Origin of the sequence: Asaia platycodi JCM 25414, assembly GCF_000614545.1 — a bacterium.
Taxonomy (GTDB): Bacteria; Pseudomonadota; Alphaproteobacteria; order Acetobacterales; family Acetobacteraceae; genus Asaia; species Asaia platycodi.
Genome location: NZ_BAKW01000002.1, coordinates 232,384 through 252,023, shown reverse-complemented (window position 1 = coordinate 252,023; position 19,640 = coordinate 232,384). Strand labels below are relative to the sequence as shown.

Here is a 19,640-nt window from a genome sequence, read left to right as displayed (position 1 = left end):
TAAATCGTTCACTTTTGTTCTGGGGAACATATCATGACCAACGCCCCTTTGCACAAGGGGCAACAAAGAAAAATGCCCCCTCTTTCGAGGGGGCATGAAGTCATGTCCTGATCAGTTGTTTACGCTACCGACCGAAAGGCCGCCGCCGCGAGGGTCTGTGTCGCCGTGACACGTATCGCCCTTGCAGAGCGAGGCGTTCACACGACCCTGCCCCTCATGCGGCACTTCCGTGCCCGATACGGCGGCACGGGTGGCTGAGGCCAGCGCATCGGCAGCATCGTTCTGGCCAGAACTGGCCAGAGCCGCAACGAGGTTACCCCGCCTCTGGACGATGGCGGCGGAAAGCAGAGGCGCAGGGTAGCGCCCCGGCGATGCCGCGAGCAGCACACCCGTACCATCGGCCATGCGGCCGGTGCCAAACAGGTTGTTATTGGTCAGGGCGCAGGCCACCGCGCCGCCCTTGTTGTCAGTCGCGACAAATGAAGTCGAGGCCGGAAGTGCAGGAAGGGCGCCGGAACGGCTGGAGCCGGCATTGACCAGCGTCTGGGCCGCGCTCAGCAACGCGTCACCACTCAGGCCATGACGGTCTTCGCTACGCCATGTTGCGACCACACCCTGTGCCGAGGCGCCGGTGTGGAACGCCGCAGCAGCGCCGATTCCACCATCGGCCGGAGGCGGCAGGAACGAGGCCGTATAGCCGTCCTGTTCAACCTGAAGAGCGGCAAGCTGCATCGGCATCGCCGTGCGCATTGACGCTGTGGAAAGCCCGGCACCCGCCTTGTTGGCCCCTTCGACAAAGATCGCGCCGAGCGCGCCATTATAAAGGTCGCCCACGCCAAGATTGGTCATGCGCTCAAGGAAGCTCGCGAGTTGCGGCTGCACCATCGCGTCGCCATTCTGGAGCGGCGTGCCGTCTGCTCGGCTGAAAACGGTATGGGCGGCATCATCCGCAAAAAGCGGCGTCTGCACGGCTGCGATATCCTGTGCCAGAATGCGGCTCACCGTCGTGCCGGACCGCGCCAGGCGCACCGACGGGCCAAGCAGATCGGCGAATTCTACGGTGCCGTAGCGGAGCTGCATGGTAAACAGGCCGCGCGGCGTCATCGGAATGGCGGCCTGACGCGTTGCCGGCGCTGCCGGAGCCGCTACAGGCAGGAAGACGAAGGCCTGCGGAGCCTCACGGCCACGGCTCACAAGGCAGGCCCCGCCACCGCCCAGCGAAGCGCGCGAGGGCAGCGTGACCGCAAGAGCCATACCGACCGCTGCTGCAGCATCGGCGGCGTTACCGCCATGAACCAGCACATCGCGCCCGACCAGTGCCGCGCGCGGCTCGTCGGCCACGACCGTGCCGATATAGCCCGTGACGATCGGCGTGGTCTTGCCGAACAGACTATGACCGATATGCGCGACGTCGCTGCATCCGGCCAGAAGCATTGCCGCAGTCAGAGCGCAGGCCGAGCGCAAACCCGCCTTGCGCGTGATGCGCTCTGCGGGGCGACAGGGGGCGTTCGTCCGACGATGCGCCACGTGCGGTGTCTCCATGACCCGGCAAGCCTCTTCTCTTCTGTTCCGCAGGGCCGGTCTTCGAAGCCGAAGACGCAACCCTTCGGAAATTGGGTTCGTTAACGCATCTAACCGTGATCAGGACGATGGGCAACCTGCCAGACGCGTCCCTGTTTTGCGAAATCGCCGTCTCTGTCTTATGCAGAAGCTCCTTTTCTCCCGCCTTGCAGGATCGCTCTCATGACCCGCCCGACCCGCGCCCGGCTTGCCGGTGCCTTTCTCGCCCTCGGTCTGACCGCATCGGCCAGCGTTTCCGCCTTCGCCGAGCCTGCGACCAGCTTCACCTCGCAGCAGCGGGCGGAGATCGTCTCCATCCTGCGCCAGGCGCTCAAGGATGATCCCAGCATTCTGAGCGATGCCATCGTCGCGCTGCGTCAGGGCGCCCAGCAGAAGGCGAGCGACGACGCGCTTTCTCACGTCAAATCCGACCGCGAGCGCCTGCAGAAGGGTCCGGACTACACCATTCGAGGCAACCCGAACGGCGATCTGACGATCGTGGAATTCCTCGACCCACGCTGTGGCTATTGCCGCAGCATGGTGCCGGTCGTCGATGCCCTGCTCAAGGCCGACCCGAAACTGCGCCTCGTTGAAAAAATCGTCCCGGTTCTGAGTGAGAAGAGCGTGCTCGACACTCAGGCCATTTTCGCCGCAGCTCTTCAGGGGGGCTATGACAAGATGAAACGCGCCCTGATGCAGGACACGGCACCCCCGACCCTCGATCGTATTCGTCAACTTGCTACCGCCAACGGCCTGAGCGCCGACAGACTGGTCGCTGATATGCACGCCTCAAGCGTGGCCGCCCAGATCAACGAAAACCTCGCCGAAGCCCGCCTAATCGGCCTCGACGGCACCCCCACTTTCGTGTTCGGCACCAACGCCATCATCCCTGGCGCCGTCTCGGCAGAAGAAATGCGCGCTCAGATCAAGAACGCACGCGCCGCTCACTGAGCTTGAACCAGCCGGGCTCTGCCCGACCCGGCAGGGACCAGGCCCCCTGCACCCCTGTCATTTTGAACGGGTTTCCAAAGGGCGACTCGCCTGGCGGGGGGGCGGGCCAGCGCCCCGCGTGCCCCTTCTTACGGATGGCTCGCCTTGATCGCGGCCTCCAGCCTTTCGAGATTCTTGAGAATCTCCGGCGAAGGCGGCGGCGGTTCAGGGCTCAGGCTTTCGAGCTTTTCGATCAGGGCTTCCATCACCACCATGCGCGAGAACCATTTCTTGTTCGACGGTACGACCAGCCAGGGCGCGTGCTCGCCAGCGGTGGCGCGGATCGCCTCCTGATAGGCAGCCTGATAATCCGGCCAGAACTTGCGCTCGGCCAGATCGCTTTCGTCGAACTTCCAGCGTTTATCGGGACGATTCAGGCGGCGTAGCAGGCGCTCCTGCTGGCAATCGGGCGACATGTGCAGCATCACCTTGAGAATATGGATGCCCTGACGAGACAGATAGGCCTCGAAATTGCAGATATCCTCAAGGCGATGATCCCAGAATTCCTGCTTCCTGGGATCGCCCTTCATGCCGTTGGTGTTGAGCGTGTCGGCATGAACGCGTGCCACCAGTACATCCTCGTAATGGCTGCGGTTGAACACGCCGATCTGCCACGCCCCGGCACAGCCATATGCACACGCCACAGATAGTCATGGGAAAGCTCGATGTCGCTCGGCTTCTTGAAAGAGACGACTTTCGTACCCTGAGGGTTCATGCCCGTCATGACGTTGAGGATCAGGCTGTCCTTGCCCGCACCATCCATGCCCTGAAGCACGATCAGGACCGAGTGGCGATGCTCGGCGGCAAGACGCTCCTGCAGCGCGCCGAGGCGCTGCTTGCGCTTGTCTAGCCAGGCCTCGACCTCGTCCTTGTCGAGACCGGCATGGTCATCGGGTTTGACGGAATCGAGCTGAAAGCCTTTTCCGTCGGTGATCATGTAACGCCCGGGGAGTTTACGGGCCACGCTCGCTGTGAGTTCAGTCACTTGTTCTATCCACTGCAAGACCACCGGCTGCCTGACAGACAGGCATCATTTCGATGGCGTTGATGTTCACATGAGGCGGCTGGCTCAACAGCCAGGAGACGGTCGACGCGATATCCTCAGGCGTAAGCGGTTCTGTGCCCTTGTAGACATCCGCAGCCTTCTGGTTATCGCGCAAACGCACATTGCTAAATTCGCTGCCACCGCACAGTCCAGGTTCGATCGTACTCGCCCGGATACGCGTCCCCAGCAGATCCGTACGCAGGTTGCGCATGAACTGGGCAACAAAGGCCTTGGTGGCGCCGTAGACGTTCCCCCCGACATAGGTAGGTGCCTGCGATGCTGCCAAGCGTAATGATGTATCCGTGGTTGCGTTCGATCATCTGCGGCAGAAACGCACGAGTGACCTCGACGACACCCGTCACATTCGTGTCAATCATGGTTCTCCAATCCTTGAGATCGGAATTCTGGGCCTTTCCAACCCCCAGAGCGAGGCCGGCGTTATTGATCAGCACGTCAACCTGACGCCAGTCAGAGGGCAGGCTCTCAGGAAGGGCTGCAATCTTCTGCTCGTCGGTGACATCCAGTTCGAGCGGCAGGAAGGCATCGCCCAGTTCGGAATGCAGCGCGTCGAGACGTTCCTTGCGGCGGCCTGTGCCGATCACCTTATGCCCCTCTTTCACGAGGCGCACCGCTATGGCCCGACCAAAACCGGCTGTCGCACCGGTCACCAGAATTACTGCCATTGTCTTCTCCCTTGTCAGGCTGCAGGTCTTGCGAAGGACGCACCCGTTCAGACGGGTGACACCGTCTATGGTTGCCGCAAGGGCCAACCCTTGCAAAACCACAGGCAATGGCCGACATTTTCAGCCATGGTTTCTGATTTCACAAATTCTGCCGATAATCTGACGGGCCGCCTGCTCATTTCGAGCCCGTCGCTTGGCGATTCGGAATTTGCACGCAGCGTGGTTTATGTCTGCGCCCATTCGGCGAACGATGGCGCAATGGGGCTGATCATCAACAAGCGCGCGCCTCACCCCACACTTGAAACCTTACTGGAACAGCTGGAAATCACCCCCTCGCCCCCGCGTCGGCGCATCAATCTGTGCATGGGCGGCCCGGTAGAGCCGACACGTGGTTTCGTGCTGCATTCTGCCGATTGGCAGCGCGATGACAGCCTCGTCATCAACAATGAGAACTGCCTGACGGCGAGCCTCGATATCCTGCATGAAATTGCCAATGGAAAAGGGCCGCGTCACGCTTTGCTGGCCCTTGGCCATGCCTCATGGGAGGCAGGTCAGCTCGAGGACGAAATCATCCGCCAGAATGCATGGCTCAATGCGCCTGCCTCGGATGATCTGATCTTCGGGACCAATCATATGGCGAAATGGCGCAAGGCTCTGGCGACAATCAATATCGACCCGCTCCTATTGTCCAATAGTGTCGGTCATGCCTGAGCATCGCTCGGGCAGGGGCAGTCTCGCATCGAGAATACGCTTTGCATCGGCTTCATCGATTGGGTGGCGATAGAACTCGCGATAGAATTCCATGATCCGCCCGATCATGTCCGGGCGATCGATCGTGCCATTCTGCACCAGCTGTCGTGCCCAGACGATTTGCAGCAGCAATTCGGGGCTATAGCGATCCCAGTTGAAGACACCGGCCGGATTGCGAAACACCTTGTGCCGCATCACTGCCGGGATCTGCGACCAGAGCGCATTCCCGGCGAGCCCATCCGGACTGCCTGAATCGGCTCCCATGATGATGATGTCCGGCGCCCAGCTCAGGATCTGTTCAAGCGATACCGGGCGCTTGTTGCCGTGAAGTCCGGTTGCGGCATTCACCCCCCCTGCATCGCGTATCCATTCATCGATGATGCTCTGATCGCCATCGACCGTCAGCGGCTCGAAAGACGCGATATGGAGGATACGCGGCGCCCCTGCTTTTGCCTCGCGGTGGGAAAGAACATGGGAGAAGGCTTCTCTGTAACGTCTGGCCTGAGATCGCGCGAGGGGCGTATCGAGAAGCGACGCACTTTGATCGATGGTGCTCAGCAAGCCTGCGAAATCGGCAAAACCGACCGCAACCGCGTTCAGGCCGAGCTTCTGTAACCCCTCGACACTGTGCGACTGCGTGGTGACGAAAGTCAGATCGGGATGCAGGGCCAGAACCGCTTCGGCATTCAGATTCATGCTGCCGAAAAATTGCGCGCGGCGCAGTCCTGGCGCAATGCAGACCATCCAGGGGAACCGGCTGGGCGAAATCACCGTGCCGATAATCCGGTCCGACGCGCCAAGCATGATCAGCGTTGCGTTATGGGCGTACCACCCATCGACGATGCGCTCGGGCGCGGCCACTGCCGGTGGCACGGCAAGACCGAAACACAGAGACAGGCCTGCCAGAATCCGTTTCACGACTTTCCGTCCCCTTCCATGAAAAAACGCTGACCGTCATGATCGTGATGACGCAACGCAACCCCATAAAACGCGCCCAGCGTCGCAGAATCCAGCACTGTTTCGGGATGCCCCTCGGCCAGCAGCCTGCCGTGCTCAAGCAGCACCACATGAGAGGCATGACGATAGACGAGATCGCTGGTGCGCTGTCATCACGACCAGCCGCCCCTCCTGCGCCAGCCTGGCCAGAAGCGCCATGAGTCTGATCTGATGACCGTAATCCAGCCCGGAAAGCGGCTCATCGAGCACAAGAACCGGCGCATCCTGCACAAGGACACGCGCCAGAAGGACGCGCTGATATTCCCCGCCAGACAGCGCCGTGCATGGCCTGTCTCGCAGATCTGCCAGATCGAGTAACGCCATGGCGGCCTCGACATGCGACACATCCTGCTCGGAGAGCCCTCGGGTCAGACCGCCATAGGGCAGACGGCCCAACCCCACGATCTGCGCAACGCTATAAGGCGGCAGCAGATCCCGGTTCTGCGGCACATAGGCCATAAGCCGCGCAATATGCTTTCGCGACAAACGGCGCAGATCCTCTCCATCGAGCAGCACCCTGCCCTTCTCGGGACGTAACAGACCCAGCATCAGACGCAGCAGGCTGGTCTTACCTGCGCCATTGGCCCCCAGAATGCTCACCAGCTCGCCCTTTCGGAACCCCATAGACAGGTGACGCAGCACATCCCTGCCGGAACGTGAGAAGTGGACTGAATCGAGCGACAGAAACGTCATCAGAGTCGCCCTTCCCGCCGCAACCGACGCAGAACGAGAATGAAGCCGAGCGCACCCAGCAATTCCGTCATCATGCCCAGCGGAATTTCGGAAGGAGACAGACTACGCGCCGCCGTGTCGGCCAGAAGCAGACAGCACGCCCCCAGAAGGGCGGCGAAAGGCAGCAGGCGCCGGTGCTCGGGGCCGATCAGCAACCGCGCCATATGAGGCATGATCAGCCCACCCAGCCAATGATACCGGCCAATGACACCGTCAGGGCGCTGAGCGCCGTTGCGACGGCCAGAATACCGAGGCGCAGCACCCCAATGGGCAGGCCAAGGCTGCGCGCCTCGTCGTCACTGAGCCCGAAAACATCGAGCACGCGTCCACTCGCCCAGAGCACCGCCATGCCCAGACTGAGCAAAGGCACCAGCACGGTCAGTTGCGCCCAGCCCGTCTGGGCAAGGCTACCGAGAAGCCAGTAGATGATGGTTGGCAGCTGGTCGAAAGGATCGGCCAGATATTTGAGCAGCGACAGCAACGCCGTGAAAAGCGCGCTGCTGATCAGGCCGCCCAGCAGAAGCGGCAGTGCCCCCTCCCTGCCGACCAAGCGGGCGACAATAAAGCCGAAACCGACCGCACAGGACCCGCCCAGAAAAGTCGCGATTTCAATTTCCAGCGCGCTGCCATGAACGATGATAGCACCGGCAGCGCCGAACGCCGCCCCGCTCAGCACCCCGAGCAGATCGGGCGAAACGAGCGGATTACGGAACACCGACTGAAACGCACTGCCCGACATGGAAAGGGCCGCCCCTACGAAAAGCGCGGCAATCATGCGGGGCAGTCTCGCCTCAAGCAGAACGGCTCTGATCTCGGGCGCACCCTGCCCCTCGACAGAATGCAGCAAATCGGTCGGGCTCAGCGCATAACGCCCGATAATCAGGCTCAGACCAAAGCTCAGCCCGAGCACGACAAGAGCGACAGCGAAGCAGAGGCGACTGCGCATAAAAGCTGTTTCTCCCCCGGCGCAGCATTATCGCATTGCGCGCTATCGACCTGAACGAAAACCCTGTTCAGCGATAAGGATCATCCGAGCAATTGGCGAGAGTGAAACCACGCCGGAAGGCACTGAACCGTCAGAAACAAACAGAAAAAGCAGGGAGAAAATCTCGACCGGAATTCTGATCGCCTCGCTCGGAAGCAAGAAAAAACGTCAGATTTTCCGGGAGAAGCCCCTGAAAAGGGGCTGATTATCTGGTCGGAGTGAGAGGATTCGAACCTCCGGCCCCTGCGTCCCGAACACAGTGCTCTACCAGGCTGAGCTACACTCCGAACCGATGGATGGGGCTATACTGCCAGTTGCGCGGCTCCGCAAGGGGGGGTGACTCTCAAAGTCGATGGGTTTCGGATTTTTCCTCGCGCTTTTTTTCGCGACCCAGAACGTCGAACGCCTTGTCAACGCTTGAAACGACCGTGTACAAACGGCGCGCAGACGGATCGGCCAGTCCCTGTTCGATCGATGCTTCGAGGGCAGCGATCACATGGACTGCCCAGTTGGCGACGTTCACGATCAGGATCGGCTTGTCATGCAGAGAAAGCTGGCGCCAGGTCAGGATCTCCATAAGCTCATCGAACGTCCCAAGTCCGCCCGGCAGGATCAGAAACGCATCGGCTTGGCAAACATCAGCCGCTTGCGCTCATGCATAGACTCGGTGACGATCAGATCGGTCACCCGGTCGTTCATGACTTCGCGATCATGCAGAAAGGTCGGAATGATGCCCGTCACTTCGCCACCCGCCTCAAGCGCAGCCTCGGCCACAACACCCATCAGCCCCACTGCGCCACCGCCATAAACGAGATGAATATGCCGCTCCGCGAGACCCTTGCCCGTTGCGCGGGCGGCTTCAGCGAATTCAGGCCAGGCACCGTGGCGCGAGCCGCAAAACACAGCGGCAGCAGCGATCGTCATCTCGAACTCATCCTTTGATCAATGATGTCAGGCTTTGGGGACGCGACGGAGACGCATCACCTGCACAATGCCGAGAAATGTAATGCATGCCGTGAAGATGAACAGGGCCATATAGCCGGATGCGTGAATCACGAGCCAAGCAAAGGGCCGGAAATGCCGATGGCGAGATCGAGAAACACCGAAAATGCCCCAAGCGCTGCACCGCGATTTTCTGCTCCCGCCCTGTCGACAGCCAGAACGCCGAGCGCCGGAAAGACGAGAGAGAACCCGGCTCCCGTCACAGCAGCACCCAAAGTTGCCGCTTCAGCCGAGGGAAGAAAGGCCAGAATCAACAATCCGAGCGTCTCGACAGCCAGCGAAATGATGGCCACATTCGTGCCGCCGATGCGACCGATCTGGCGGGCAAAGACGAAACGCACGATCACGAACACCATGCCGAACACGGCGAGTGCCTGAGCCGCGTCAGGCCAGTGCTCGGCTGCGAAATAAAGCGCCAGACACGAAGAAATCGCGCCAAACCCAACCGAGCCCGCTGCCAGCGCGCAGCCATGGGGCAACACAAGCCTGAACACTTTCGAAAATGACATGGCCGGAGCGTCGTGCTTGATGGGGGCCACGGCAGGATAGGAGCTCGCCAGAACCGTTCCAATGGCAGGAAGGATAGTGGAAACGATGCCCAGCGTCACAAGCCCGCCCCATCCTCCGCCCAGATGGGACATCTGCTCGCCTATGGTGGCGCCGAGCGCGATACCGCCATAGGAAGTGATGCCATTCCAGGAAATCACCTGCGCCGTGTTGGCGGCGCCTGCGCGACGGATGTTCCAGACGATTGCCGCCGTCGATGCCCAGCTTTCGGCCCAGCCCAGCGCAAGACGACTGGCGAAAAGACAGATCAGGGAGAGGGGGATGAAACCGGCGCTCAACCCTGAAACAAGCAGCATCAGGCCCGAGCCGATTCCGAGCGCCAGGCCAGCCACCGCCACGGGTTTGGGTCCCCGCGTATCGATGCGCTTGCCTGCCGAGGCGCGCGAGGCGAAAGTCGCAAAATACTGGAGCGAGACGGCGAAGCCCGCAATCACGGTGTTGCAATGCAGCACGCTGTGAACAAAGAGCGGGATGACGGCCATCGGAAGGCCAATCACGATATAGATAATCAGATTGAGCGATACGACCGGCAGGATGCGTCCGATCGGAGAACGCAGCACCACATCCTGCCCCGCAGCCATTTTGATTTCCTTGAGTCGTTATTCGTTGTGAAGCGTCAGATTTTGCCAGCCCGCTTACGCGCTGTCACCCCGCACTGACGCTTTTGCTCCGGTTTTTCACGCTCAACCGGCGCCCAACGCACAGATCAAGATCGAAAAGACTGCGCCGAGCCAGAGGGATGAGGAAGAAAACACCGTGAGCATGATGGCGATTCCTGATGCGAGAGGGAGGTCTCTCTCCAACGCAGCAGCGAGAAAAAAGGCAGCGTCAGGACTCACCAAAAAGTGTCAATTGCGCCTTTTTTTCGTCACTTTCTGTCGAGAGACCCGACAACGCCACGCCAATCAGTCTTATCGACCGCTCCAGCGGGAAAAAACCCTCAAGCAATATCTCAGCCTGAGCACATAAGGCCGCTTCGGTTTCAAAAACGGTCGGGTTCGAGCGCGTGCGCGTTGTTAGCTGGAAATCGGCATATTTTAGTTTCAACACCAGCGTGCGCCCGCTCAGCGCCTGAGCCAGACATTGCCGCCAGAGTTTGGCACAGAGCATTTGAACAACGTGACGCGCCTCCGGCAACGTCGAAACATCCGATTCAAAAGTGGTTTCAGTGCCAATCGATTTACGTATCCGGTCGGGCACAACCGGGCGGTCGTCTATGCCTCTGGCGATCGACGCATAGAAAGCGGCAGCCTTGCCAAAATGGCGCGCAAGAACATCCGGCGGGATTGCACGCAGATCGGCACCCGTGAAAATACCCAGCCTGTTCATCTTCGCCCGCGTCGCGGGGCCGATACCATGAAACTGCTCTACACGCAGCGAGGCCGCAAAATCCGGCCCCATGGCAGGTGTGATAACAAACTGCCCGTTCGGTTTGCGGTGATCCGAGGCGAGTTTGGCCAGAAAACGGTTATAGGAAATGCCCGCTGACGCGGTGAGCCCCGTTTCCTCATGGATTTCGGCTCGTATCAATCGGGCAATATCTGTGGCTGAACCGTGATCCCGATAGCTGCCGGTCACGTCGAGATAGGCTTCATCGAGAGAGAGTGGCTGAATGAGGTCGGTGTAGCGCGCAAAGATCTCATGAATCTGCCGCGAGACCGCGCGATAAACATCGAAACGCGGTGGCACGAAAACCAGATCGGGACACTGACGCAGGGCAGTGCGTGACGGCATGGCCGAGCGTACGCCAAAGCGACGGGCCTCGTAGCTCGCCGCAGCCACGACGCCGCGCCCCTCACCGCGCCCCACTGCCACCGGGCGCCCCCGCAACTCTGGCGCGTCACGTTGCTCAACGGACGCATAAAAGGCATCCATGTCGATATGGATGATGCGACGTGTTGCTGCTGTTCCGGCGGTCTCGACCATGAGACCTCTATGCCATCAGGACCCAGAACAAAACAAGATCATCTTCCAGGCAAGATCAATCTGTCAGGCGATGACATTCCATAGAAGACCGGGCACATAACGCGAGATTTCCGCGCGGACTGAAGGGGAAACCGCATAGAGAACGCGAAGAAACTCGTCATTGCTCGGCGCGACGGCCGCATCACGTATCCAGCCGATGATATCACCTACTTTCGTGTGCAGACCGGGCGTGAAAGGCAAGGGCGAAGCGAACGTCTCAGGAGGCGGCAAATCGCAGGGCTCAAGCGTGAGATACTCCCACTCACCCGCCTGATGGCGATTGACCTCGGTTACCCCCTGCCCGTCATGCGGCGGCAGGAGAGCCAGGTAATTGTTCTGCATGGGGCTCATGAAAGCCACATGTCCCTCATCCTGATGTCTGAGCTGGAAAACAATTGTCTTCATCGCCCTTGGATCGATCGGGAATTTGATAAACGTATCGACATTGCCCGGCACGTAGAGGGTAATCAGATCAGGCGTCGCGGGATCGATGCTGCCGATAACCTCTCGCAGGCCGACTCGAGCCGCGAAATCCTCATCGGCATGAACCACCTGCCCCTGACGGGGAGAGTAATAGAAATATGTGTCAAAGAAGCTCCGTATGCGGAACACGGAAGCCGGTTGAGCCTCTGCAAGACCAGCCTTCGGGGCAGCCCCTTCCGAGAGAGTGCCCGCTGCAACGAACCCGGTCTTGAGACTAAGGACAGCACTCTTGACCATCTCCTCATAGATCGGAGCGATATATCGCTCCAGCCTCGGCAACAGAGCCAGCGGCTCGAGATCAGTCACGTCGTTTCTATTGAAGTGGTCCCAATAGCCCGAGGAATCTGTGAGATCGACATTCAGACGACGTTTGATGCGCTGGATATAGTGCTCCATGCTTCGGCAGATGTAATGCATGACAAATGCGTGCGACCATTCGATCTGCTGGACTGAATTGGCGCTTTCGACATATTTGCCGCTGGGGCGCGCGTATCGCTCGGTTGCCACGTCAAACCAGTGCGGCGTGCCATAGTCGGTGCCCATTTTCTCTGGACGCACAAAGCTCTTAACCAGAACGTTATCACCCAGTTCTTCTGTCGAATGCTGCGTGAAAACCTCGACTGTCGGCAGCTTTGGCCGGACGACGCGATTGGAACTGCCGTGAATACGCCAGGAAAAGGCGATGGCATCGGCGTGTTTGAAACCGCGCAGAAACTCGGGAAGATTGTCGAAATGCCTCAGATAGAGATATTCGTCACCGTCCAGAAAGCCGAGCCAGTCGAACTGATGCCGACATTCCATAGCCGCCTCCAGGAACGAATCCTTCTGACGATAATAGAAATCCGGCTGCTTGATCGGATCGGTTCTTTTCAGACGAATGTCATAGCATTTGGCGGCAGCTGCAGGATCTCCCAGGTGCCATCGGATGAATGATCGTCGAAAATGAAAAACGTCTTCACACCCAGCGCGGCGTGCCATGCCACCCAGCCTGCGATATCCGAGAATTCGTCCTTGACGAAAAGCGCAAGGGCGACACTGAAGATTCTCGGCCATAAAGCAAACTCGCTGATCGGAATGAAGAGAAGCGGGTTATCGCACGTTACGTCAGCACGATCTACTCGGATTACGCTATTCGCTTTTTTTCTGTGGTGACTTGTTATGAAATCACAAGTCACCACAGAACTGTATTTTTATATTAGCGCTTGATATCAAAAAAAATAGATACAGGCGTCACCTGAAGCGATCGCCTTCACTCCGCGGCCCCTGACGGCTCTGAAGCATAAGAGATCCGCAGGAGAATGGCCGGAAGACGCATTGGGCTTATCGTGAGGGAAGGCTCTCGCGGATCAATGCCTCGAGCAGGGCAATGGCCCCTTCGCTGTCGTTAAGGCAGGGTACGAGCGTCAACTCCTCGCCACCAGCTTCAATGAACTCTTCGCGCAGCTCATTGCCGATTTCGTCGAGCGTCTCGATGCAGTCGCTGATAAAGCCGGGCATGATGACCGCAATACGGGTAATGCCCTGCTCCGGTAGCGCCGTCACATAAGGGGCCGTATAAGGCTGCACCCATTCCATTGGCCCGAAACGTGACTGATAGGTGATGGGCATCTGCTCTTCGCTGAGGCTCAGTGCAGTGCGAAGAGCGCGAAGGGTGCGCTCACAGTCATCGGGGTAGTAATCCCCCTTGTCGACGCAGAGCTTCGGCAACCCGTGGAATGAGGCTACGAGGCGCTGCGGCTTCCAGGAAAGCGACGCCAGATGGTCGCGCACACTCTTCTCGAGCGCCCCGATATAGTCGGGATGATCGGGAAAGGCTGGCAGAGTCTGCACGGCGGGCTGGCGGCGCAGCGTCATCAGATGGCGGAAAAGCTGGTCATTCGCCGTGGCCGTCGTGGTCGCACTGTATTGCGGATAAAGCGGGAGGAAGATCAGGCGATCGCAGCCTGATCCATCAGCTCTTCCACTGCATCGGCGATGGAAGGTTTGCCGTAACGCATGCCCCAGGCTACCGGAAACTCGCCTTCAAAACGTGCGGCCAGCTTTTCGGCCTGGGAGCGCGTGTAAACCCTGAGTGGGCTGGCATCTTCCTCGCGATCCCAGATGCGTGCATACGCCTCCCCGCTCTTGGACGGACGGGTCGTCAGAATTACGCCTTGCAGGATCGGCTGCCAGATAGCAGGCGGCGCCTCGATCACCCGGCGATCGGAAAGAAACTCGCCAAGATAGCGACGGACCGAGAAATAATCGGTGCCATCAGGTGTGCCAAGATTGGCGATCAGGACGCCTGTCTTGCCACCAGCCGGGACCGGATGCGTGGGGATGTTGCTCTTGAACGCCATGTCTCTCAATCAAATCATCAAAGTACAGAGAGACGAAAACAGCTCAGCGCGAATTCGGTTTCCGCTTGATGCGCACTGGAACCAATTTCGGAGCTGGCATGCAGCGAAGAGCACCTAAAGCGGCAAGGGCAAAAATTCCTGCGGCGAGCGTGTCGATAACGGGCATTGTCATCTCCGTTCAGGCCATTGCAGCACAACCCTGCATCCACCCTTGAACAGAGTTTGGCATCACGCGTTGCGCACGCAATGCCAAACTTACATGAATGACAAAATTGTAATGATTTGAGGCTGAATCAGCCTTTTGCCCGATCAGATCGAGCGCAATCAGCGCCTCAGCGATCTGAACCGCGTTGAGAGCCGCCCCTTTGCGAAGATTATCGGACACACACCACAGCGCGAGTCCGTTCTCGACAGTGTCGTCGATGCGCAGACGCGAGACATAGGTCGCATCCTCGCCGACGCATTCGATCGGAGTGACGTAACCGCCATCGTCACGCTCATCACGCAGGATAACGCCATCGGCCTCGCGCAGCGCCTCACGGGCACGGGCTAGATCGACCGGCTCCTCGCATTCGATATTGATGGCTTCGGAATGACCGATGAACACCGGCACGCGCACACAGGTCGCAGCCACCTTGATATCCGGATCGAGAATTTTGCGCGTCTCGACCGCCATCTTCCACTCTTCCTTCGTGGTACCGTCTGGCAGGAAGCTGTCGATATGCGGAATGACGTTGAAAGCGATCTGCTTGGTGAACTGCGCTATCGTCGGCGGGTCGCCCACAAAGCTGCCTTTACACTGGGCAAATAGTTCGTCCATCCCGTCCTTGCCCGCACCGGATACGGCCTGATAGGTCGAGACAACGATACGCTTGATGGTGAACAGATCGTGCAGCGGCTTGAGCGCCACCACCATCTGCGCTGTCGAGCAGTTCGGGTTGGCGATGATGTTGCGCTTCATCTTCTTCAGCGCATTGGCATTCACTTCCGGCACCACCAGCGGCACATCCGGGTCCATACGGAAATGCGAGGTATTGTCGATCACGATACATCCAGCCGCCGCCGCGCGCGGCGCATGGACGGCCGAGATCGAAGCGCCGGGCGAGAAGAGCGCAATGTCCCATCCCGCGAAGTCGAAGGTTTCGAGATTCTGGATTTTCAGGACTTTCTTGTCACCAAAGGACACTTCCTGTCCCGTGGAGCGTGCCGAAGCGAGCGCCGCCACCTCGGAAACAGGAAAATCTCTTTCGGCAAGAATGCGCAGGAGTTCACGACCTACAGCACCAGTCGCACCCACGACCGCAACGCGGTATCCCATTATCACTTTACCTCAGTCAGAATTCGACGGTCACCGTGCGAAGGACAGACGCTTGAGCAGCGCCGACAGACGATGACGGCGCAGTTCATAGCGCGCCTTGTTATTTGTGGCCATGTAATTCAGCTGAATAGTGTAGCGCGGACCGACATACTGCCTGTGTCCGTGCCAGGTTTTTGGGCCATTGGGGAAGATGAGCAGCGTACCGTGGGCAGGCTTCACCTCGACATCATAATCCTCAAGATTATCCGGCCCGTTGAGCAGGCGCAGACATCCTTCCTGAGCCGACCAGGCCGCGCTCTCCGGGTTCAGGTAAAGCAGAATGGTGACCAGCTTCGCTTCTGAGTCACGATGAATGCGCCCATCCTTCTCGCGTGTGCGACCGCGAAGGGTCAGCATGCTCGGCGCGCTCTCGATATCGAGGCCGAATTTCTGAGCCACAATCTTCTTCAGACGCGGTCCCTGCAGCTCTTTCGTCAGCGCCCTGACCGTCGGATGCAGCTTGAGGCCTTCAGGGGGAAAAGATCCGCCAGAGCGCATTTCCGGCATCAGATTGATGAGAGTCTGGAGGTCCTCTTCGCGCACGAAGTTAGGGACGACCACATGTCTGAACGGTGCCTCGCTGATCGGGGTCCGTTCAAGAGCTTCGTACTGAAGAGCGATCTGTGACATGGAACGCGAGCCTATTCCTGACGCGGTCCAGAGACAAGGCGCTTCTTACCCCTTCATGCGATGATGTGGGTGACGAACGGCGCTGTTGCGCACGAATTGCGTATACCCAGCCCCGATGCGGTCCGTATCGGAGAAACACGAGCGCAGAGATGCGGTCTTCTCCTGACGCTCCTGCCCGGCCAGATAGGCAGCACGCACGAGGTGCGGCGCCGTAGAGCAGCGCAAGGCAGCCCGACTGTCGAAATCCATACGGCGTCCCTGCTGTTCGACCGGATGCTCGGGAGCCGCCTCGCCCACGCCGAATCCCGTCACCAGTAGCGAAAATGTGACTGCCACCAGTATGGGCATGCGGCGCATGACAGACCCCTCCAAACTGCAATATCAGAACACGCGCTGATGGGTTAGACCCTCAGCGCGCTCTGGTGCGGAGTCTATAGACGGGATCCGGCATTGAAAGTTTCGACTCTTTCTGGTCCCCTCTTCAGAACGTGCGATTGTGAACTGAAATCGTTCGGAAAAGTTTTATGCTTGTTGCTGTCAGGCGAGAGTTCCATGGTTTTTTGCGCCATGAGAGTGCCATTTTGAGACGCTATGCAGATCTGCGAGAAACAGCCGGGGAGGGCTGCGAGCATGGGTGAGATCGGTTCGTTACCAAGCGCGTTGAACGGGGCCAATACAGTCTATCTGGCCGACCTCCATGCGAAGTGGAGTGCAGACCCGAGAAGCGTCGATCCGTCCTTCGCCGATCTGTTCAAGGCGCTGGACGCCGAGAGCCTTGCAGCCCTGACCGGCGCAGCGGAAACGAGCCACCCCCACCCGGGCGCCGATCGCCCTGCCTGGGGTGAGCATGCCTCGCTACTCGACTCCCGCTCGCAGGGACAGTTGGCACCGAGGCCGAATACAGAATTTTCGGCGACCGATCTGCTTTCAAGCGTCGATGACAGCGTGCGTGCGATCCAGCTTGTGCGCGCCTACCGCGTGCGCGGCCATCTTGAATCGCGTCTCGACCCGCTCGGCCTTCAGGTGCCGAAATCCTATACCGAGCTCGACCCCGCGACTTACGGCTTCGGCCCCAATGACCGCGACCGCCCGATCTATCTGGGACAGATGGTCAGTTCGCTCCTGCCCGAACGGGCCAGCGCGACCATCAACGAGCTGCTCGCCGCCCTGCGTCAGACCTATTGCGGCCCGATCGGCGTCGAATACATGCATATCCAGGATGCCTCACAGCGCCTCTGGTTGCAGCACCGCCTCGAGGGGGATGACTGGCGCCACACATTCTCCGCCGCAGAAAAGAAGATCATTCTGAACCAGCTGACCGAAGCTGAAGGCTTTGAAAGCTTCTGCCAGAAACGTTTCACCGGCACCAAGCGCTTCGGCCTAGAAGGCAGCGAAGTCACCATTCCCGCTCTTCATGCCATTATCGAGCAATCGGTGCGCCACGGCACACGCAGCGTCTCGGTCGGCATGGCTCATCGCGGCCGACTGAATGTGATGGCCAATGTGGTGCAAAAACCCTTTGCCGCCATTTTCTCCGAATTTGCCGGGGCGTCTTTCAAGCCGACCGATGTGCAGGGCTCGGGCGACGTCAAATATCATCTCGGCACAGCAGCGACACTGCATGTCTCGAACGAAAAAGTGCGTGTCACTCTCCTCCCGAACCCTTCGCATCTCGAGGCGGTCGATCCGGTCGTAGTGGGGCGCGTGCGCGCCATTCAGGACTCCGAAGGCTGTGTCGGTCTCGAAAACCGCTATCGCCATCTCGGTCTGCTGATTCACGGTGACGCCGCTTTTGCGGGCCAGGGCATCGTTTACGAAACCATGGCGATGTCGCAGCTTATCGGCTACCGCACAGGCGGCACCGTTCATGTGGTGACGAATAACCAGATTGGCTTCACCACGATTTCGGCTCATGCGCATTCGGGCTTCTACTGCACCGATATCGCCAAGGCGGTTCATGCGCCCATTCTGCATGTGAATGGTGACGAGCCCGAGGCTGCTGCCTATTGCGCGCGCCTGGCTGCCGATTATCGCCGCGAATTTGCCGCTGACATCGTGCTCGATCTGGTGTGCTATCGCCGCCACGGCCATAACGAGGCGGACGAACCTGCCTTCACGCAGCCCACGATGTACAAGGCCATCGCGGCCCGCCCGACGACGCGTGCGCTTTATGCCAAGCGTCTGGCCCGCGAAAAGATCATCGATTCCGAGACCGCGGACGACCAGTTCCAGTCTTTTCAGGACCATCTGCAGAACCAGTTCGAAGCTGCAAAATCCTACGAGCCCAGCCGCGAAGACTGGCTGGAATGCAATCAGGATCCCTCGCGCCTTTCTGACGAGCCCCTGCGCGAACAGCCGGTCACGGGCATCAGCATCTCGGGCCTGCAACGTGTCGGTGCGGCCCTGACGCGTATTCCTGAAGATTTCGCGATGCATCCTCGTCTGCGCCGTGTCATCCAGGCACGCGGTCAGGCGATTGAAACCGGGGCAGGCATCGACTGGGCCCTTGGCGAAGCCCTCGCTTTCGGCTCGCTGCTGCTGCAGCATCACCCGTGCGCCTGTCAGGCGAAGACTGCCAGCGTGGGACGTTCAGCCAGCGCCACGCCGTTCTGGTCGATCAGCTCAACCAGAGCGACTATGTGCCGCTCAACAATATTGCGGACGGTCAGGCCAAGATCGAGGTCTATAACTCCCTGCTCTCCGAATTCGGCGTGCTGGGTTTCGAATATGGCTACACGCTCGCCGCCCCGAATTCTCTGGTCCTGTGGGAAGCGCAATTCGGTGATTTCGCCAACGGCGCACAGGTCATCATCGACCAGTTCATCGCGTCGGGCGAAACCAAGTGGCTGCGCACCTCCGGCCTCGTGATGCTGCTGCCCCATGCTATGAAGGCCAGGGTCCGGAGCATTCTTCGGCGCGTCTGGAACGGTATCTCCAGCTATGCGCCGAGAATAATCTGCGCGTCTGCAACATCACCACGCCCGCGAACTACTTTCATGCCCTGCGCCGTCAGATTGCGCGCGAATGCCGCAAGCCTCTGATCATCATGACGCCCAAATCGCTACTGCGTCACAAGGAGGCCGTGTCGGAGCTGGTCGATTTCGGACCGGAAACGCGTTTCCGCACCGTTCTGCCGGAAACCGATGCCCTGCTTCCGGATGCGGAAATCAAGCGCGTCGTGCTGTGTTCAGGCAAGGTCTATTACGATCTACGCGCCGCAAGACGTGAGTTGGACCGCAAGGACGTGGCGATCCTGCGCCTCGAACAGCTTTATCCCTTCCCGCGCGATGTGCTGTCGCAACAGCTCGCCCGTTATCCGAATGCCAGGATCATCTGGTGTCAGGAAGAGTCGCAAAATGGTGGCGCCTGGGCTTTTGTCGATCGTCGCATCGAGAACTCGGCCGAGCGCTGCTCTCACGCTCAGCCCCGCCCGCTCTATGTCGGACGCAAAGCTTCGGCTTCACCTGCAACCGGTCTTGCCAGTGAGCATATGGCAGAACAGGCCGCGCTGGTTCAGGAGGCACTCGGCTAACGCCGTTCCGCTCGAAGCCGCCTG

13 protein-coding genes, 1 tRNA gene and 6 pseudogenes are annotated in these 19,640 nt (G+C 59.5%); 3 read left to right on the top strand and 17 right to left on the bottom strand.

Features of this window, described 5'->3' with window-relative positions; genetic code table 11:
- Positions 1-111: 111 nt before the first annotated feature.
- Positions 112-1,542, bottom strand: a complete 1,431-nt coding sequence (locus tag JCM25414_RS03235; protein ID WP_025840707.1) for a gamma-glutamyltransferase — start codon at positions 1,540-1,542, stop codon at positions 112-114.
- A gap of 201 nt (positions 1,543-1,743) precedes the next feature.
- Between JCM25414_RS03235 and JCM25414_RS03230 the strand changes: the two genes are divergently transcribed.
- On the top strand, positions 1,744-2,511 hold the full coding sequence (locus JCM25414_RS03230; RefSeq protein ID WP_025840706.1) for a DsbA family protein: 768 nt from the start codon (positions 1,744-1,746) through the stop codon (positions 2,509-2,511).
- A 128-nt stretch (positions 2,512-2,639) separates the two neighbouring features.
- Here JCM25414_RS03230 and JCM25414_RS16630 read toward each other — a convergent pair.
- Both JCM25414_RS16630 and JCM25414_RS16625 read right to left on the bottom strand, forming a co-directional pair.
- Positions 2,640-3,487, bottom strand: a pseudogene (locus JCM25414_RS16630) (PPK2 family polyphosphate kinase).
- A 40-nt stretch (positions 3,488-3,527) separates the two neighbouring features.
- Positions 3,528-4,278, bottom strand: a pseudogene (locus JCM25414_RS16625) (SDR family NAD(P)-dependent oxidoreductase).
- A gap of 126 nt (positions 4,279-4,404) precedes the next feature.
- Between JCM25414_RS16625 and JCM25414_RS03215 the strand changes: the two are divergent.
- Complete coding sequence (locus tag JCM25414_RS03215) at positions 4,405-4,989, top strand: YqgE/AlgH family protein (RefSeq protein WP_025840705.1); 585 nt, start codon at positions 4,405-4,407, stop codon at positions 4,987-4,989.
- Here the strand turns inward: JCM25414_RS03215 and JCM25414_RS03210 are convergent.
- The 14 genes and pseudogenes from JCM25414_RS03210 to JCM25414_RS03150 form a co-directional block, all read right to left on the bottom strand.
- Positions 4,960-5,946 (bottom strand): ABC transporter substrate-binding protein, encoded by a 987-nt coding sequence (locus JCM25414_RS03210; protein ID WP_025840704.1) that lies wholly within the window; start codon positions 5,944-5,946, stop codon positions 4,960-4,962. The two genes, JCM25414_RS03215 and JCM25414_RS03210, sit on opposite strands and share 30 nt — an antisense overlap.
- Positions 5,943-6,095 carry a hypothetical protein gene (locus tag JCM25414_RS24375; protein ID WP_242403305.1) on the bottom strand — a complete coding sequence of 51 codons (153 nt, stop codon included), beginning with the start codon at positions 6,093-6,095 and terminating at the stop codon, positions 5,943-5,945. The genes JCM25414_RS03210 and JCM25414_RS24375 overlap by 4 nt, the downstream gene beginning before the upstream one ends.
- Positions 6,082-6,717: an ABC transporter ATP-binding protein gene (locus JCM25414_RS16620; protein WP_051535652.1), complete on the bottom strand. Its 636-nt coding sequence runs from the start codon at positions 6,715-6,717 to the stop codon at positions 6,082-6,084. The genes JCM25414_RS24375 and JCM25414_RS16620 overlap by 14 nt, the downstream gene beginning before the upstream one ends.
- Positions 6,717-7,702: pseudogene (locus JCM25414_RS16615) on the bottom strand (FecCD family ABC transporter permease). Before JCM25414_RS16615 ends, JCM25414_RS16620 begins: the two are co-directional and overlap by 1 nt.
- Before the next feature lie 249 nt (positions 7,703-7,951).
- Positions 7,952-8,028, bottom strand: a tRNA-Pro gene (locus tag JCM25414_RS03195).
- A gap of 56 nt (positions 8,029-8,084) precedes the next feature.
- Positions 8,085-8,665 (bottom strand): annotated as a pseudogene (locus JCM25414_RS16610) (LOG family protein).
- 128 nt (positions 8,666-8,793) lie between these two features.
- A complete protein-coding gene (locus tag JCM25414_RS16605; protein WP_369345981.1) occupies positions 8,794-9,891 on the bottom strand; it encodes an MFS transporter in 1,098 nt (365 codons plus the stop codon).
- A gap of 247 nt (positions 9,892-10,138) precedes the next feature.
- The gene (gene dinB, locus JCM25414_RS03175) at positions 10,139-11,236 is read right to left on the bottom strand and encodes a DNA polymerase IV (RefSeq protein ID WP_025840703.1); all 1,098 of its coding nucleotides are present in this window, start codon (positions 11,234-11,236) and stop codon (positions 10,139-10,141) included.
- A 63-nt stretch (positions 11,237-11,299) separates the two neighbouring features.
- Positions 11,300-12,559: a glycosyltransferase family 2 protein gene (locus JCM25414_RS16600; protein ID WP_242403304.1), complete on the bottom strand. Its 1,260-nt coding sequence runs from the start codon at positions 12,557-12,559 to the stop codon at positions 11,300-11,302.
- Positions 12,560-12,627: 68 nt separating this feature from the next.
- A complete protein-coding gene (locus JCM25414_RS24370; RefSeq protein WP_242403314.1) occupies positions 12,628-12,717 on the bottom strand; it encodes a glycosyltransferase family 2 protein in 90 nt (29 codons plus the stop codon).
- 361 nt (positions 12,718-13,078) lie between these two features.
- A pseudogene (gene hemH / locus JCM25414_RS16595) lies at positions 13,079-14,097 on the bottom strand (ferrochelatase).
- 178 nt (positions 14,098-14,275) lie between these two features.
- Complete coding sequence (locus JCM25414_RS03160; protein WP_025840702.1) at positions 14,276-15,415, bottom strand: aspartate-semialdehyde dehydrogenase; 1,140 nt, start codon at positions 15,413-15,415, stop codon at positions 14,276-14,278.
- 30 nt (positions 15,416-15,445) lie between these two features.
- Positions 15,446-16,084 (bottom strand): 2OG-Fe(II) oxygenase family protein, encoded by a 639-nt coding sequence (locus JCM25414_RS03155; protein WP_025840701.1) that lies wholly within the window; start codon positions 16,082-16,084, stop codon positions 15,446-15,448.
- A gap of 45 nt (positions 16,085-16,129) precedes the next feature.
- A complete protein-coding gene (locus tag JCM25414_RS03150; protein WP_025840700.1) occupies positions 16,130-16,441 on the bottom strand; it encodes a hypothetical protein in 312 nt (103 codons plus the stop codon).
- Between the two features lie 273 nt (positions 16,442-16,714).
- Here JCM25414_RS03150 and JCM25414_RS16590 point away from each other — a divergent pair.
- Positions 16,715-19,616, top strand: a pseudogene (locus JCM25414_RS16590) (2-oxoglutarate dehydrogenase E1 component).
- The last annotated feature ends 24 nt before the right edge of the window (positions 19,617-19,640 follow it).

Bases quoted from the DNA above. Each gene is read 5' to 3' on its own strand.
- JCM25414_RS03235 (WP_025840707.1), bottom strand. From the start codon at position 1,542: ATGGAGACACCGCACGTGGCGCATCGTCGGACGAACGCCCCCTGTCGC.
- JCM25414_RS03230 (WP_025840706.1), top strand. From the start codon at position 1,744: ATGACCCGCCCGACCCGCGCCCGGCTTGCCGGTGCCTTTCTCGCCCTC.
- JCM25414_RS03215 (WP_025840705.1), top strand. From the start codon at position 4,405: ATGGTTTCTGATTTCACAAATTCTGCCGATAATCTGACGGGCCGCCTG.
- JCM25414_RS16620 (WP_051535652.1), bottom strand. From the start codon at position 6,717: ATGACGTTTCTGTCGCTCGATTCAGTCCACTTCTCACGTTCCGGCAGG.
- JCM25414_RS16605 (WP_369345981.1), bottom strand. From the start codon at position 9,891: ATGGCTGCGGGGCAGGATGTGGTGCTGCGTTCTCCGATCGGACGCATC.
- dinB (WP_025840703.1), bottom strand. From the start codon at position 11,236: ATGGTCGAGACCGCCGGAACAGCAGCAACACGTCGCATCATCCATATC.
- JCM25414_RS16600 (WP_242403304.1), bottom strand. From the start codon at position 12,559: ATGGAATGTCGGCATCAGTTCGACTGGCTCGGCTTTCTGGACGGTGAC.
- JCM25414_RS03160 (WP_025840702.1), bottom strand. From the start codon at position 15,415: ATGGGATACCGCGTTGCGGTCGTGGGTGCGACTGGTGCTGTAGGTCGT.
- JCM25414_RS03155 (WP_025840701.1), bottom strand. From the start codon at position 16,084: ATGTCACAGATCGCTCTTCAGTACGAAGCTCTTGAACGGACCCCGATC.
- JCM25414_RS03150 (WP_025840700.1), bottom strand. From the start codon at position 16,441: ATGCGCCGCATGCCCATACTGGTGGCAGTCACATTTTCGCTACTGGTG.